This is a genomic window from Neochlamydia sp. EPS4 (genome assembly GCF_000813665.1).
In the GTDB taxonomy this organism is placed as follows: domain Bacteria; phylum Chlamydiota; class Chlamydiia; order Chlamydiales; family Parachlamydiaceae; genus Neochlamydia.
In genome coordinates this window covers 24,442-40,329 of record NZ_JSDQ01000056.1, presented here as the reverse complement: position 1 = coordinate 40,329, position 15,888 = coordinate 24,442, and the positions used below count along the sequence as shown (strand labels likewise).

Annotated in this window: 11 protein-coding genes; all 11 read left to right on the top strand. The window is 38.9% G+C overall.

What is annotated here, in order from left to right; translation table 11 throughout:
- A partial coding sequence (locus tag DB42_RS05750; RefSeq protein WP_044882122.1) for a leucine-rich repeat domain-containing protein occupies positions 1–1,115 on the top strand: 1,115 nt, incomplete at its 5' end.
- Between the two features lie 488 nt (positions 1,116–1,603).
- Positions 1,604–2,959: an exodeoxyribonuclease VII large subunit gene (xseA, locus tag DB42_RS05745; protein ID WP_044882121.1), complete on the top strand. Its 1,356-nt coding sequence runs from the start codon at positions 1,604–1,606 to the stop codon at positions 2,957–2,959.
- On the top strand, positions 2,952–3,203 hold the full coding sequence (locus tag DB42_RS05740; RefSeq protein WP_044882120.1) for an exodeoxyribonuclease VII small subunit: 252 nt from the start codon (positions 2,952–2,954) through the stop codon (positions 3,201–3,203). The genes xseA and DB42_RS05740 overlap by 8 nt, the downstream gene beginning before the upstream one ends.
- Positions 3,204–3,222: 19 nt before the next feature.
- Entirely contained in the window at positions 3,223–5,124 is a 1,902-nt protein-coding gene (locus tag DB42_RS05735; RefSeq protein WP_044882119.1) for a 1-deoxy-D-xylulose-5-phosphate synthase, read from the top strand.
- Between the two features lie 9 nt (positions 5,125–5,133).
- Entirely contained in the window at positions 5,134–5,985 is an 852-nt protein-coding gene (locus DB42_RS05730; RefSeq protein ID WP_044882118.1) for an NAD(+)/NADH kinase, read from the top strand.
- 1,256 nt (positions 5,986–7,241) lie between these two features.
- Positions 7,242–8,876, top strand: coding sequence for a DUF11 domain-containing protein (locus DB42_RS05725; protein WP_042240675.1), 1,635 nt, complete (start codon positions 7,242–7,244; stop codon positions 8,874–8,876).
- A gap of 257 nt (positions 8,877–9,133) precedes the next feature.
- Positions 9,134–9,466: a hypothetical protein gene (locus tag DB42_RS05720; protein WP_155117438.1), complete on the top strand. Its 333-nt coding sequence runs from the start codon at positions 9,134–9,136 to the stop codon at positions 9,464–9,466.
- A gap of 25 nt (positions 9,467–9,491) precedes the next feature.
- Complete coding sequence (locus tag DB42_RS05715) at positions 9,492–10,076, top strand: nucleoside triphosphate pyrophosphatase (protein ID WP_044882117.1); 585 nt, start codon at positions 9,492–9,494, stop codon at positions 10,074–10,076.
- Entirely contained in the window at positions 10,066–11,775 is a 1,710-nt protein-coding gene (locus DB42_RS05710) for a HEAT repeat domain-containing protein (protein WP_052436014.1), read from the top strand. The genes DB42_RS05715 and DB42_RS05710 overlap by 11 nt, the downstream gene beginning before the upstream one ends.
- Positions 11,776–12,235: 460 nt before the next feature.
- Entirely contained in the window at positions 12,236–14,422 is a 2,187-nt protein-coding gene (locus DB42_RS05705; RefSeq protein ID WP_052436013.1) for a hypothetical protein, read from the top strand.
- 82 nt (positions 14,423–14,504) lie between these two features.
- Positions 14,505–15,863, top strand: a complete 1,359-nt coding sequence (locus DB42_RS05700; protein ID WP_044882116.1) for a UDP-glucose/GDP-mannose dehydrogenase family protein — start codon at positions 14,505–14,507, stop codon at positions 15,861–15,863.
- Positions 15,864–15,888 lie beyond the last annotated feature (25 nt).

Genomic DNA, 15,888 nt, shown 5'->3' with positions numbered 1-15,888 from the left:
AAGAAATTAAGCACTTGCCTCTAGAAAAAAAAGGAGAGCTACTTAGAGATTGGATTGAAGAAAATTGTAAAAACATCACGGCTTTGGATTTATCTAGAGCAGGCTTGACTTATTTACCCTCAGAAATAGGTCAATTGTCTCAGCTGCAATGGCTTCACTTAAATCAAAACCAGCTCACCGCTCTGCCTACAGAAATTGGGCAATTGTCTCAGCTGCAAAGGCTTGAATTAAATCAAAACCAGCTCACCGCTCTGCCTACAGAAATTGGACAGCTGTCTGATCTGCAAACGCTTAACTTAAATCAAAACCAACTCACCACTCTGCCTGCAGAAATGGGGCAGCTGTCTAATCTGCTACAGCTTCACTTAGGCCAAAACCAGTTCACCGCTCTGTCTGCAGAAATTGGGCAGCTGTCTAAGCTGCAATGGCTTGGCTTAAATCAAAACCAGTTCACCGCTCTGTCTGCAGAAATTGGGCAGCTGTCTGATCTGCAAAGGCTTGAATTAAATCAAAACCAGCTCACCGCTCTGCCTGCAGAAATCGGGCAGCTGTCTCAGCTGCAAGTGCTTTACTTAAATCAAAACCAGCTCGCCAGCCTTCCTGCAGAAATTGGGCAGCTGTCTGAGCTGCAAACGCTTCACTTACATCAAAACCAACTCACCAGTCTGCCTGCAGACATCGGGCAATTGTCTAAGCTGCAATGGTTTAACTTAAGCCAAAACCAGCTCACCGCTCTGCCTACAGGAATCGGGCAATTGTCTCAGCTGCGAGGGCTTGACTTAAATCAAAACCAGCTCGCCAGCCTTCCTGCAGAAATCGGGCAGCTGTCTCAGCTGCAAAGGCTTGAATTAAATCAAAACCAACTCACCGCTCTGCCTGCAGAAATCGGGCAGCTGTCTCAGCTGCGAGTGCTTTACTTAAATCAAAACCAGCTCACCAGCCTGCCTGCAGAAATCGGGCAGCTGTCTAATCTGCTACAGCTTTACTTAAATCAAAACCAGCTCACCAGCCTGCCTATAGAAATCGGGCAGCTGTCTGATCTGCAAAGGCTTGAATTAGCCGAAAATCCTTTGAAAGATATTGCAGAAAAGATAAGGCAGCGTTTTCAATTGTAGAATGGCCGTAAGTACTTTTTAAATTGGGGTGGGCTAAAATGAAATAAAAAACTTTTAGCCATCTTATCTTTAAACAAGTAATCCGCACTTATATCAAAACCATCTCACCAGTCTGCCTGTAGAAGCGGTAGAAGAATTAGAACAACACACCAAAAAGAGCCGTTTTTCTCAAATAAGGCAAAGAAAAGAATCAATATTATTCTTTTAACCAAATCAAAATTACCGCGTCACTTAATCCCCAAGAGCTGTGGCTGCTCCTAAATGCTTGGAAGGTCTCCCCCCTTTCCTTGAATCTATCTGAACTTAAGAAGGGTTATAAGTTCCTTTTTTTGCTCTTAAAGGCGCTTTTCTTTTTCTAGCAAATTCCGCATTTTATAGCCAAACTGCGAAGAGAGAGATAAAAATTACTTAGCCTTTCTTTTCACTTAAATACGAACTTCTTTATACTCTATATTACCTTAGAAAAAATAGGATATAAATTTCATTTTATGCATCTTCCAGCCTCAGAACCAGTAGTTTTATCTGTCACTCAATTGACTCAGGCAATCAAACTGTCTTTAGAAGGAACTTTTCCCAATGTATGGTTACAAGGAGAAATTAGTAATTGTAAACCTCATTCTTCTGGGCATATATATTTCTCTCTTAAGGATGCCCATGCGCAGATCAGCGCTATCATCTGGCGACAAGAAGCGGCTTTATTGCGATCCCCTCCTAAAGATGGTATGCAAGTTTTAGTGAGGGGGGCAATTAATGTCTATCCTACACGAGGAAATTATCAGATTGTGATCTATGAGATGAAGCCAGTAGGCCTGGGGGAGTTGCTAATTAAGCTAGAAGAACTAAAACAAAAAATTCACCAACTTGGATGGTTTAGAAAAGAGCATAAAAAGCCCCTTCCTCGTATGCCTAACCGTATAGGTGTAATTACTAGTCCTACAGGAGCAGCTATCCAAGATATTTTAAACATTTTAACAAGACGTTCGGGAGGACTTAACCTTCTTATTAATCCGGTGCGCGTTCAAGGCTTAGAAGCGGCACAGGAAATCGCCCAAGCGATCCATTTCTTTAACGAACATGATTTAGTAGATGTAATAATTGTAGGCCGAGGGGGAGGGAGTATTGAAGATTTATGGTGCTTTAACCAAGAAATTGTAGCGGAGGCAATTTTTTATAGCCATATTCCCATTATTTCTGCAGTAGGCCACGAAACAGATCATTGCATTGCAGATTATGTTGCTGATGTTCGAGCTCCTACTCCTTCTGCAGCTGCAGAAATCGTAATTGCTGATAAACTTGAGCAACTTAAACACTTAGAACAAATAAAGAGAAGGCTTACGCAAAGCATTTCTCACAAAGTTTTTCTATCCAAGCAACGCTTAAGCGCATTTCTTAAACAGCCTATGCTCTCTTCGCCTTATTATCTGTTAGGGCCGTGGATCCAAAGGCTAGATGATAACCGCCAGCAGCTCGATTATCTAATCAAGCAAAAAATTTGTAGGCTGCATCTTATCTTGGATGCTTCTAATAAAAGGCTGCAAACTCTCAGACCTTCTTCTCAAATTGCATACTTGCAAGAGAAAGTAAAATATTGGGATAAAAATATTTACCATCAAATGAGGCATATTATAGATTCCAAAAAAGAGCAATTAGAAAGTATTTCAGTAGCTTTGCACCTAATCAACCCTAAAAACCTTTTAACCAAAGGTTATTCTATTCTCTTTTCTGAAAAGGATAATTCAGTTATAACTTCCGTAACTAACATCCATAAGAATCAAGACCTTCGGATATATTTGTCAGATGGGGAAGTTCTTTCAACTGTAAAGGAAATTAAAGCCAGTGAATGATAAAGAACTTAGTTTTGAAGCTGCTTTTGTACGGCTGGAAGAAATTTTAGAAAAAATGAATTCAGGGGCGATTAGCTTAGATGAATCATTAAAGCTATATGAAGAAGCTGATAGGCTTATTTCTAGCTGCCAAAAAAGGCTACTAGAAGCAGAGCGCAAAATTGAAATATTAGTGAAAAATCGTAATGGTGAGGTAGTATTAGACCCAGATAAAAAGCCACTCACGCAAGAATTTAATTCATAGTAAGGAAAGAAACAATAAAATGAGCACGACTATCCTGGAGACAATTCAATCGCCCGAAGACATCAAACCACTTCCTTTAGCCGCTTTAAACACTCTTGCCGATGAGATCAGACGACGTATTATTGAGGTAATGTCGATTAATGGAGGACATCTTGCTTCTAACTTAGGAGCCATTGAACTAACTCTTGCCTTACATAAAGCTTTTTCTTCTCCTCTGGACAAATTTCTATGGGATGTAAGCCACCAGACCTATACGCACAAAATTTTAACGGGACGCAATCAACTATTCCCCACCATCCGCCAGTACAAAGGACTATGTGGCTTTAGCCATCCCAAAGAATCCCCCCATGATCATTTCTATGCAGGACATGCTGGTACAGCCCTATCCTTAGGTTTAGGCCTGGCAAAAAACCGCGATCTAACCAAGCGTTCTGAGTATATCATCCCTATTATTGGCGACGCTACCCTTACCTGCGGCTTATCTTTAGAAGCATTAAATAATATTCCTCGGGATTTAAAACGCTTTATTGTGATCTTAAATGACAATGAAATGTCCATCTCTAAAAATGTAGGCGCTATTACGCGAATTTTAAGTCGTTTACTTAGCAACCCAACTACCGATAAGATTTATCAAGAGTTAGACACTCTGGTTTCAAAAATTCCTAGCTATGGACCTTTTTTGGCCAAACAGGGTCATAAAATTACTGAATCAATGAAAAATTTAGTAAGTCCTGCGGCTTTCTTTGAGCATTACGGGCTTTCTTATATCGGTCCCATTGATGGCCATGACATCAAAAAAATGGTAGAAATTTTTGAAGAAATTAAAGATGCCAAATGGCCTGTCCTTCTTCATATATTAACTAATAAAGGGCAAGGCATGGAAGAAGCCGTTAAAAATCCCATTTCTTATCATGGAGCACGGCCCTTCAACCCAGGAACAGGTAAATTTTTACCAGCATTAACAGCCAAACTTACTTTTCCAAAAATTTTTGGAAGCCATCTTTTAAAGATGGCCGAAAACGATCCTAGTGTAGTTGCCGTTACACCTGCAATGTCTGCAGGTTCATGTTTAGAAGACTTTATGAAAAAGTTTCCTGAGCGCTGTTATGATGTCGGAATTGCTGAATCTCATGCAATTACTTATTGTGGAGGCTTGGCATATGGTCGTAAAATGAAGGTATTTGCCTCTATTTATGCTACTTTTCTTCAAAGAGCTTTAGATAATGTCTTTCACGATGTCTGTTTACAAGAGCTCCCTGTCATCTTTGCCATCGACAGAAGTGGAATTTCAGGCCCCGATGGAGCGACTCATCATGGAATTTATGATCTTTCATTTTTAAATGCTATGCCCAATATGATCATCAGCCAGCCTCGTGATGGCCATATGCTACGCGAGCTGATGGAATCAGCACCTACATGGGGCCATCCAGCGGCGATACGTTACCCTAATATGATGACAGAAGATAGAGAAGAACCTTTAAATTATCGCCTTCCCGGCAAAGGAGAAATTTTAGCCGAAGGCGAAGAGATATTAATTATTTCTTTAGGCCATATGAATACTATAGCCTTTCAAGTACGTGAGATTCTTCAGCAACAAGGCTATCATCCTACTATTATGGACCCCATCTTCGTAAAGCCTTTAGATGCAGACCTTATTTGTAAGTTGCTGATGTCTCATCAAAAAATTGTCACTTTAGAGGAACATTCGGTCGCTTCTGGAATGGGTAGTATTATCAATCATTTCTTGCTTTCTAAAGGCTATACAAACATTCAAGTATTAAATTTTGGTATCCCAGAAATTTTTCTTGATCAAGGGAGCCATGCAGAGATAATTCAGGAAATTGGTTTAAGCGCACCCCAAATTGCTCATCGTATTCTCTCACATTTTTCCTTGCAAAAAATTCAGCAAGCTCACGCTTAAGGTATATACATGCATATTGCGCTTTTTCCTAACATGATAAAAAAAACATCTGGGGAAATTGCTCAACAAATTGCTGCTTTCCTTAAAAAAAGAAACGCGCATGTTTATGCAGAAGATGAGGTAGCTGATGAAATTGATGCAGCATACCTATCAAGCATTTCTCCTGATAAAATCGATTATATCATTTCTTTAGGCGGTGATGGAACCATTCTTCGTGTGATTCAACGTCATCCCGAACTAACAGCTCCTTTAATGGCCATCAATTTTGGTGGTTTAGGGTTTATGGCCGACATACCTATTCAGGAAACTTATCAAAGTCTTGAGGATCTTTTAGCAGATAAAATTGTTATAAGTGAACGTATGATGATGGCTGGGAAAACAGAGGATAATCGAACCTGCTATGCTGTTAATGATATTATTTTCCACCGGGCTGAAAATCCTTCCCTGATCGAAATTTCAATTTACGTCGATGATATTTATTTAAATACCTATTGTGCCGATGGAATTATTGTGGCTACACCTAGTGGCTCTACAGCTTACTCAATGGCCGCAGGAGGTCCTATTTTAACTCCTAACTTAAAAGCTTTTGTCATTACTCCTATCTGTCCTCACACGACTTCCAATCGCCCTATTGTTCTTCTGCCCTCTCATCAAATCCGTATTGAATACATAAGCAAACTCAAGCCTATTGAAGTTACCTATGATGGATTTTCTAGCTTCCAAATGAAAACAGGAGAAAAATTTTATTTAAGTTCTGCTCAAAAAAAGTTTCGATTGGTTAATATGCTTCATCATGATTTTTACTCTACACTTCGCTCTAAGCTAGGTTGGTCAGGAAAATTGAAGGCGGATGAGATATGAATACCCATAAAAAAACCCTCCAATTTCCTAATTATTTTCCTTTTTTTATAATTTTTTAATATGTCTATATTGGCTCTTCAAGCATAATAGCCATCAAGAAAGCGTCTTCTTTAAGGCACTCTCTTTGAATTTTAACAAGGCTTTTATTAAAATTAGTTTCAAGCTAAAAAAATTTAAACGTTTGTTTTTAAGGGAATTATGAAAATTTCATTCCAAAAAACTGATAAAATTAAAAATTCTAGTGGAAAGTTTATTAGCTAATGCGTATCTAAAAAGGGTAAATCCTTTTTTTTGGAAGTATACAAATTGTAGTACGGAAATGAATGAGACCAAAAATTACCTACTCAATAATGATCGTGCAGAGTAAATTAAATTTAAACCCAAGGAGTTAGTATGAAACAAGCTATAAAATTCTTTTCATCAGTGGCCTTATTTGTAAGTGTAATTGCATTAACAGGCTGCTGTGGAAATCGTGCTGGCTATGAGCCATGTGCAAAACCTTGCTCTCCCCAGCCCTACTATACCAAGCCTTATGTTAAAAATGCTCCAAGGCCATGTGCTCCAGCACCAGTCTGTGACCCTGTTTGCTATTAAGAAATTAAGTAAAAAAGTTAAGCATTTTCTTAATTGAAATTAATGACTATTGAAACAAAACAGAAGGAAAAAAGATGAAAAAACCTTTAACTTATTATCTTTAGCAATAGTTGCCACAGCATTGACTGGCTGTGGTTGCGGCTGGTGGTCTAACAGCGAAACTGGCACTTCATGCGCTCCAAGAGCCTGTGAGCCTCGTCAAGCACCTTCCCCCTATATTTGGGAGAATACTACCAGTAGTGATACAACCTATTATTAGTTATAATTCCGACAGCTTTAATGCTGTCGGGACCTAATGGCTGTCACAATAATTGCCCCTTTTAATGGCTTAGGCATTCACTTAAGCTAAAAAAAAGGGCGATTAAACTAAACGACATATAAATATGTTAAATGCAGAGATAAACAAGGAAAAGCAGGATCGAAAGAATCTTAATATATTTTGAGCCAGTCGAAGCCATCATTAGATTAAGGTTTGAGATTAAATGATAAGCTCTTAGATTCATGATAACTTATCGCTGAAATTCACGAACATTCTCTCTACAATAAAAAATAGTGAAGGTTTTGTTCAATCGTGTTATATACATCTACTGTAGAAACGAGATTAGACCAACATTTAAGTTATTTAATCTACTATGACCAAAAACAAACGAAAGGAGTCATCAATGAAGAAACAACTAGGAATAATAGCCTCGTTGCTTTTTTTGTGCACTACCGCACTCATGTGGGTAGGTTGCGCTGATAACAGAACCAGCAATTCAGCCCCTGTTTATGAACAGCCAGCACCTATTTATCAAACAAACCAAGCATCTGAGGGAGTCACTTCAACTTCACCAGTTGCTGCAGCAAAAGCATTTTTCGCATCAAAATTCTCTAGCAAGCAAGCTAGTTCTGATGCTCAATACGAGCCAGATTGCAAACCTCCAGCTGGTTGCAAGCATCCTTCTGGAAGTGAACTTGTCTGTAAAGATGGTCTGATTGTTACTGCTCGTAATCCAAGAATATGCATGCTAAATGATCAATATCCTTTGGAATTTGACGTTAAAGCTTGTGATGATCTTTGTGAAGCGAATGTAACAACTACCCTACCAGATGGCGTAACATACATTAGAAGCCAGCCTGAAGGACGCGTGGATGGACGTAAAGTATCATGGAATTTTGGTTCCATGAGCAAAGGTGAATGCCGTCCAGCAAAAATATGGCTAAAGTGTGATATCGAAGGTGAACTTTGCGCCTGCTTCTGTGCTACAGCAGTCCCTGTTCGTTTTTGTTCCATACTTTGTGCTAAACCAGTTCTTACTTGCAAAAAAACTGGACCTGAGCAAGTAGCTCCAGGTGAACCTGTTGAATATGCAATTACTGTAACAAACCATGGAAGCTGCGCAGCAGAAGATGTGGTGGTCACAGATAATCTACCAGAAGGTGTAGAACATGTAAGCTGCCAAAAAACTTTAGTCTATAAGCTTGGCTCTTTAGAACCTTGCCAATCTAAAACTGTTAACATCTGCACGACAGCTGTTAAGCGTGGCAAGTTCACCAACACTGCCGTTGTGACCGCCTGCAATGCTGATTCTGTATCTTGCGAATCAACAGTATGCATTTCTTGCTGTCAAATGGAGTGCACAAAAGTAGGACCAAAAGAGCAACAAATCGGCAAAAATGCTGATTACCAAATTATAGTCATGAACACAGGTGACCTACCTTTGACAGATGTAGTAATCGTTGATCATGCTCCTCCTTCAACCTCGATTGTAACTGCTAATGGAGCAACAATTAGCGGTAATACAGCGACCTGGAGATTAAGAGAAATGAAACCAGGTGAAAAAGTATCTTTCAACACTACGCTTACCACCTGCGTAGCGGGATGCTTTACTAACAAGGTAGACGTCACAAACGCTCAAAATTGCAATGGTCATTGTGAATCGATGACTCATTGGAAAGGACGCCCTGCATTAAACGTATCAGTAGCTCAGACAGAGAACCCTATCTGTATTGATGACTCTACAGCCTACAATATTGTAGTTGTGAACCAAGGTTCAGAACCGGACAGTAATGTACAAGTTGTGGTTACCTTCCCAGAGGAAGTTCAAGCAATAGGAGTGTCTGGTGATGCTTCAGGCCAAATTTCTGGTAATACAGTTAAGTTTGCACCTGTTAAAAACGTAGCAGCTAGACAAACACTAAGATATCGTGTGGATGCCAAAGCTAAAAAATCTGGCGATGCACGCGTTAAATTTGAAGTTTCTTCAGATGCAATCAAGACACCTATCGTTCAACAAGAAAGTACGATAGTGAACTAATAAAGTAGTCTTAGGCTCTTTATATAAAGGCTGGCTTTTCAAAAGCCAGCCTTTTTTATTCCCCTTCCTTGAAGATTTATGGATTTTTAAAAAACTAGTTGCCAGTGTAAAAAGGGAATTAGCCTTTAAAGGTATCGCTTAATTGAAGGGGCTTTAAGTTTCTCAAATATTCGATTTCCTAAGAAGCTGCCCAAGAGCATCTCATTGTTCTTTTAAACTTCTTTTTATTCCAACCTTTACAAGTTAAAGAAAGGCGCGTGAATTTTTTTATGCCTATGCCCGATCTAAAAGATGGAGTTAACCTTAAAATTTTTATAGGATGTTTAATAACTTCTGAATTGCGTATGCATCTTAATCAAAGCTTATTATGGAAGCAAAATAAGATAGCCCCAGAGCTAAATAGTGCTTTACGAGAAATACATTTTCAGGATAAAGATTATATAGGCATTTATCCAACTACCGATAAAATATCTTTAATGGCTTTAAAGGAAATAGAAAAAGAAATTTTACAATTATTGACAACTTACTGCCCTCTATTACCGACAGAAAAAATCAAAATACTTATATTTTCGCAAGTTTTTATCTCATAAAAGATTATTACGAGGACTCTACTGCATGGTGCACCTTATTCTTGCTTCACAGTCAACCCGTCGTAAAGAAATACTAAGTTATTTCAATCTGCCTTTCAAACAAGTTTCCCCATCTTTTGATGAACATAGCGTTATTTATAAGCGTGATCCTATAAAATATGTTTCCTTAATAGCCGAAGGTAAAGCAAAAGCGGTAAAAGACATTGGCAATCACGAGGCAATTTTAGCAGCAGATACAATCGTATACCGCTCAGGTAAAGTGTATCATAAACCCCAAACTGAGCAAGAAGCTTTTAGTATGCTCTGGGATCTAGCAGGCAAATGGCATAGTGTTTTCACAGGAGTCGTCCTCTTATACAAGGCGAATTTATACACCGGTTGGGAAGAAACCCGCGTTTTATTTAATCACCTAACAAAAGAAGATATCTACCGCTATCATCAAAAAATTCATTGGGCCGACAAAGCAGGTGGCTATGCGATACAAAGAGCGGGCAGCTTAATCGTAAATAAAATTGATGGGTGTTACTATAATGTGATGGGGCTTCCTCTTAATACCCTTCGCTCTTTGCTAAAAAACTGTGAAATAGACCTGTTGGATTATGTACCCTAAGATAAAAATTAAGTGGTTGTATGGCTTGCTATGCTTTTTATTTCCTTATACCTCTGTAATGGCAGGTAAGGATAAAGGGTATACAGAGTATAACCACTCCCATTTATTGTTTCTAGTACGCATGGGGAATGTTTCTCAAGCCATAAAAGCTTATGAGTGTTATCACAAGCAAACTGGGAAACATGATTTTGAGTTCCTTCAAGAAATGGCTCTTCTTTTATTAGACCAAGGTTATCGCTGTTCTGACTTGAACACCCGCCTGATGACTTTATTTGGAGCAGGCATTTGTCTCAATGAAAGAGCGCTTTATATCTTAAAAGAAGGAATAAGCAGCGGCATCCCAGAGCTGCAACTTATTAGTCTTAATTTCCTTTCTCAGTATCAAAATGATCAAGCAGATGAAAATTTACAACGCGCTTTGAACACTAAGCATCCCTTAATTCGTTTAGAAGCCGCCTATCTGCTAGCACAAAAAAAATCTCCTCGTGCCTATGCTTATGCGGAAGCATTAATGTATCGTTGGGAAGGAATTTTGGAAGAAGTATTTCCTGAATTCTTTGCCATGATTGGCACTCCTGAAGCCCTCCATATGCTATGTAAATTAATGTGCCATTCTCATGAAGAAGTACGTTTAGCTGCCATTATTAATGCCGCTAAATATGGCTGCGATGAACTTTTATATAAAATTCGTACTCTTGCCACTCATAAAGAAAAAGCACAACAAGAAGCCTCAGCATTTGCCTTAGGTCTGCTTAAAGATGAGACCTCAATTCCTACGCTTAAAAATTTATCTTGCTCGAATGTCTCCCATGTACAGCTTGCTGCCTGGAAAGCTTTATATGATCTAGGTTGTAAAGAATACAAAATACTTATAGAAAATGCAGCTAAGCAAAAAGACATCTATGCCATTTTTTTGTTAGGTGAACTGCAGGAAAGTCAGGACTGTTTAGCTCTATTAATTAACGACCCTAATATACAGGTAAGGGTTAATGCTGCCATGGCACTGCTTTACCTTCAAGATCCCCGTTGTACAAAAGTCTTATTACAAGATATTTTAATTACCCATCCCCAAGACATCTGTTATTCCTCCGTATGTTCTCCAGGTAAAAGCCTTACTGCTTGGAGGGCAGCTCCTTATGCGCACCCGGATTTTAAGGATAGCCTTTATGCTTTTGAAAGATCATTAAAGATGAGAGAAGAAGCTCTAGTAAAAGCTCTTGACCTTCCGGAACAAGATTTTTTACAGATAGCTAAAACACTATTCGCTTGCCAGCAAAACGATCTCATTCCTCTTTTAACAGATTTACTTAAAAAATTAAATACTCCTGCAGCCATTGCTTTACTTCAAGCGCATCAACAGCAAATAGGTGCACCACTTATCCGTAATTACTGTAATCTGGCTCTCTACTCTTTAAAAGTAAAAGGCCCCTATAGAGAGAATTTATATCGTTGGGTTACCAACAGTAAGAAAGATGAGCTTCTTCAATTTCGCCCCTTTTTGCCTAGCAAATTGCGTGATTTAAAAGATAATTATCAATTAACCCTTGAAGAGCATTCCCAATTAATGATCGCTTCATTCGAATCTCTTATACAAAATAAAGATGAACAAGTTGTTAATTTGTTATTGGAGGCTATGCAAGACGGAAATCCTATCAACAGGTATGCATTAGCAGGACTGCTCATGCGTGCTATTCACTAAAAGCTTTTTATCTCGCATAAGCTTGAAGAATTAATCAGTAGTGGTTTTTATTAATTTAATGCTATTTTAAACTGAATTTTACTAAAAGATTTATCTTTTAAAAAACTTAAAATTTAATCCAAGGACGTGGGGGCAGCAAAGAATAGAAAAAAAACAAACTAATTTTTAGTCCCTTAACTCCTGGGAATGAGAACCTTGTAAACATGCCTAGTGAGACTATTAGATAAATTTTATAGGTAAGCTAGGATGACAATAGAGCTACCCTCTTCAAAAGCTTTCTTCTTAAAAGCGCCCGTTCAACTTTTTTTTCAGAATAGAAGCTTGACGGGGAAAAAACCATCTATGTGCCTAACTAACACAAGCATTTTCCTCTTAATTTAAAAGTTAAAGAAAAAGCCTATTGCACCCTCTAAGATAAATAGCTAAACTACTCCTTTATTTTCTTAGACCGGTAGATAGCATGAGCTTATCGCTAGACATTAAATATTTTATCCCTCTTTTTCTTATTCTCACGATCTCTTCTCTTTTTAGTACTTCCGTTGAAGAAATTAAAAGCCTGAATAGCAGCGTAGAGAAAGAGATTAAAGTGGATCTACGAAGCCCCGTTTTCATCGATGGCGTATTATCTACTTCAGAAGGAGGTGTTATTACAGGCCCAAATCTACGCATCCAAGCCCGTCATATTGTTTACACCCGTAAGATTACTAAAGAAGGGTTTCTCTTTCAGGTGACAGCCAAAGGGGACGTAGCTTTAGAGTGGGGAGAGTATTTTTTTATAGGAGAGTCTCTAGAGTACAACTTTTTAACTCAAACAGGCCTGATCTATCAGGCGCGTTCTGCCGTAGAACCCTGGTATTTTGGAGGGCGTGCGATCGAGCTTTGTGCCGATGGTTCTTACATTATCTATGAAGGGTTTGTCACCACTTCAGAAAATTACCATACTGATTGGCAAGTGACAGCAGCCAAAGCACGACTTCGCGAAAAACACCTTTTTGATGCTAAAAATATTCAATTTCAATTTGTCCACCTTCCAGTTTTGTGCCTCCCTTCATTTAAAGCTAATTTAAACGCTATATTTGATAACCCTCTGCGCTTTAATGTTACATGGCGCGGAGGACAAAATACCCGTCTTGAAATGCAATATGAACTATTTTCTTGGGCAGGGTTTAAAAACTTTTTGCGCCTTGACTATAGAATTAAGAGGGGCTTAGGAGGAGGCTTCTATACCCTTTATCATTCAGAAAACAATCAAGAAAATCTTGAAATGGTCAATTATATAGCAAGAGATTCATCGGTAGATCAACCAAGCCAACGCACGCGCTATAGATTTCAAGGTGCCTATACTAGGCTATTTGATAAAGAAGGAGTCAGCCTTCATACTACATGGGATAAACTTAGCGATATCGATATGGCTACAGACTATATGGATAAAAATTTAGATATGGAAACGGCGGGCAAAACTCAACTGCAAGTTAAATTTCAGCAGAGTGACTCTTGGAAAGCTAACTTCTTTGCTCGAATACGAGCCAATACTTTTCAAACGATTAAGCAAGAATTACCCTCTTTGGAAATAAGCATTCGGCCTTTTTCTCTGGGCTCTACCGGAATAATATCGGAAAATTTTTGGCGCCTTTCTTATCTAGATTTTCAGTATGCTAAACATTCCCATCATGTCTACAATTTTAACTCTACGCGTGCGCAATTTTATCATAGATTATACCGCTCGTATCGAACCGGTCCTTTTACCACTACTCCTGAAGTTGGAGCTTCAGCGATCTATTATGGAAGCAATCCTCATGCGCATAATCATTGGGTGGCCCTCGGGATGTTTTCTGTGGAAACAAACACTCAACTTAGGCGCCATTATTCTGGTTTCAAGCATGTTATAAAACCCTACGTAAAGTATAAGTACTATACTAGACCAGGTATAAAACCCAATGAACATTACATTTTTGACATACACGATGGATGGTACCAGTTGAATATGCTTACTTGGGGAGTCGATCATAGCTTTTATTATGCTCGCCAAGGAAAAGGCTTGGACCGCTGGATGCAATGGCAACTATTTGCCCATACTTTTATTAACACTCCCACCATTCGACGTGCGACTCCTAAAATTTACAGCCGTTTGACGTGGAATTTGCTTCCCACCTTACGTCATACTTTTACTGCCGGTTGGGATATGCAACGCCATCAATGGGATCATTTTAATTTTCGCAACGAATGGACGATTAATCGTCAAGCAGCCTTATCTTTAGAATGGAGACATCGTGGGTCTTTTGCTTGGCGTAAAGCTGATCAATTAAATTTCATTTTAGATTCTTTCCATTCAGAAAAAAAGTTAAAAGACTCTCAGCTTTCGGATAGAAGAGATACTTTGCTAATCCATCTATTTTATCGATGGCACCCTAACTGGGCGATAGAATTTGAATCACGGCATGGCTGGAACCGCCGTCATGAACCCAATTACAGTGAATATGAAATTGACATTTTAGCTACTGTACAAAAAGCATGGCATATTAAGTTATCTTATCAAAGGAAAGAATATGATAAGAAAGATAACCGCATAGCTCTTTATTTTAACCTTGGTTTAAGTCGGCCCAGCCATACCCCTTGTCCGACTGCTGTGCCCCTATTAAATCTTTAAATTTTAAAGCCTTTCTGCTTTTAGGATTTTAAATCATCTGTTAAGATGTGTGGGCTTAAATTGAATACAGCTAGAGGCTTTTATGGAACTGCTCATTATTGGAACAGGATATGTAGGCTTGGTGTCAGGCACTTGCTTGGCTGAAATGGGTCATCATGTGACATGCCTAGATATCAATGAAAAAAAAATTCATCAGCTTAAACAAGGCTATATTCCTATTTACGAGCCTGGCCTAGAGGAAATGGTTAAAAGAAATGTGAAAGCCTCGCGTTTAAAATTTTCTACTAGCTATGCTGAAGCTCTAGCCAAGAGCCAAGTGTGTTTTATCTGTGTAGATACTCCCCATCAGGAAAATGGCGAAGCTGATCTGCGTTTTGTCCATAATGTAGCCGCAGCTATTGCAGAACACATGACAGATTATCAGGTAATCGTTAACAAATCCACCGTGCCTGTAGGAACTGCTAATCTCGTCTCTAGCGTCATTACTGCAGGCCTGCAAAGAAGGGGCGTGTCCATTGATTTTGATGTAGCCTCCAATCCAGAATTTTTAAAAGAAGGCTGTGCTATCCAGGACTTTATGAAGCCTGACAGAGTGATTATAGGAACTGATAAGACGAAGGTAGCTCAAATCATGCAAGAAATTTACAGTCCTTTCATGCTTAGTCATGAGCGGTTGATGATCATGGATATTGCTTCTGCTGAAATGACTAAATACGCTGCGAATGCTATGTTAGCTACACGCATCTCTTTCATGAATGAATTAGCTGGCTTATGCGAACATTTAGGAGCAGATATAAATAAAGTGCGTAGAGGCATTGGAGCTGATAACCGTATTGGCTACAAATTTTTATATCCTGGCCCCGGTTATGGAGGCTCCTGCCTCCCTAAAGATATTTCTGCGTTACGTAAGCAAGCTGATCAAGTTAGCTATGACACCCCACTTATTGATGCAGTAGCCTATGTAAATGAACAGCAAAAACAGCTAATGGGATATAAAATTATTGAATATTTTGCTAAATATTCTGGCTTAGCTAATAAAACGATTGCTATTTTAGGGTTATCTTTTAAGCCTGATACAGATGATATGCGAGAAGCCCCCTCCTTAGTATTGATTCAACAATTATTGCAACAACAAGCACACTTGCGCTTATTTGATCCCGTTGCTATGGAAAATGCTAAAAAGATCATCTGTGCTCATCCCGCTATCACCTGGTGTAATGACGAAATAGAAGCCGCTGAGGGAGTAGATGCAATTGTGTTGATGACCGAGTGGAAGCAGTTCCGCTTTTTGGATTTCGACGCTCTCCTTAAACAGATGAAAGGCAGAGTTTTTTTTGATGGCCGCAATCAATATAGTCCTTTAGAAGTAGTTAAAAAGGGATTAGATTATTTAAGTATAGGTCAAAAGCCGTATTACAGAGAAGAAGTGGAACATGCTTAAAAAGCTTTATTTATAAGAGAGTGAA

Excerpts from the sequence above, each read along its gene's own strand:
- xseA (WP_044882121.1), top strand. The coding sequence starts at position 1,604 with ATGCATCTTCCAGCCTCAGAACCAGTAGTTTTATCTGTCACTCAATTG.
- DB42_RS05735 (WP_044882119.1), top strand. The coding sequence starts at position 3,223 with ATGAGCACGACTATCCTGGAGACAATTCAATCGCCCGAAGACATCAAA.
- DB42_RS05730 (WP_044882118.1), top strand. The coding sequence starts at position 5,134 with ATGCATATTGCGCTTTTTCCTAACATGATAAAAAAAACATCTGGGGAA.
- DB42_RS05725 (WP_042240675.1), top strand. The coding sequence starts at position 7,242 with ATGAAGAAACAACTAGGAATAATAGCCTCGTTGCTTTTTTTGTGCACT.
- DB42_RS05715 (WP_044882117.1), top strand. The coding sequence starts at position 9,492 with ATGGTGCACCTTATTCTTGCTTCACAGTCAACCCGTCGTAAAGAAATA.
- DB42_RS05710 (WP_052436014.1), top strand. The coding sequence starts at position 10,066 with ATGTACCCTAAGATAAAAATTAAGTGGTTGTATGGCTTGCTATGCTTT.
- DB42_RS05705 (WP_052436013.1), top strand. The coding sequence starts at position 12,236 with ATGAGCTTATCGCTAGACATTAAATATTTTATCCCTCTTTTTCTTATT.
- DB42_RS05700 (WP_044882116.1), top strand. The coding sequence starts at position 14,505 with ATGGAACTGCTCATTATTGGAACAGGATATGTAGGCTTGGTGTCAGGC.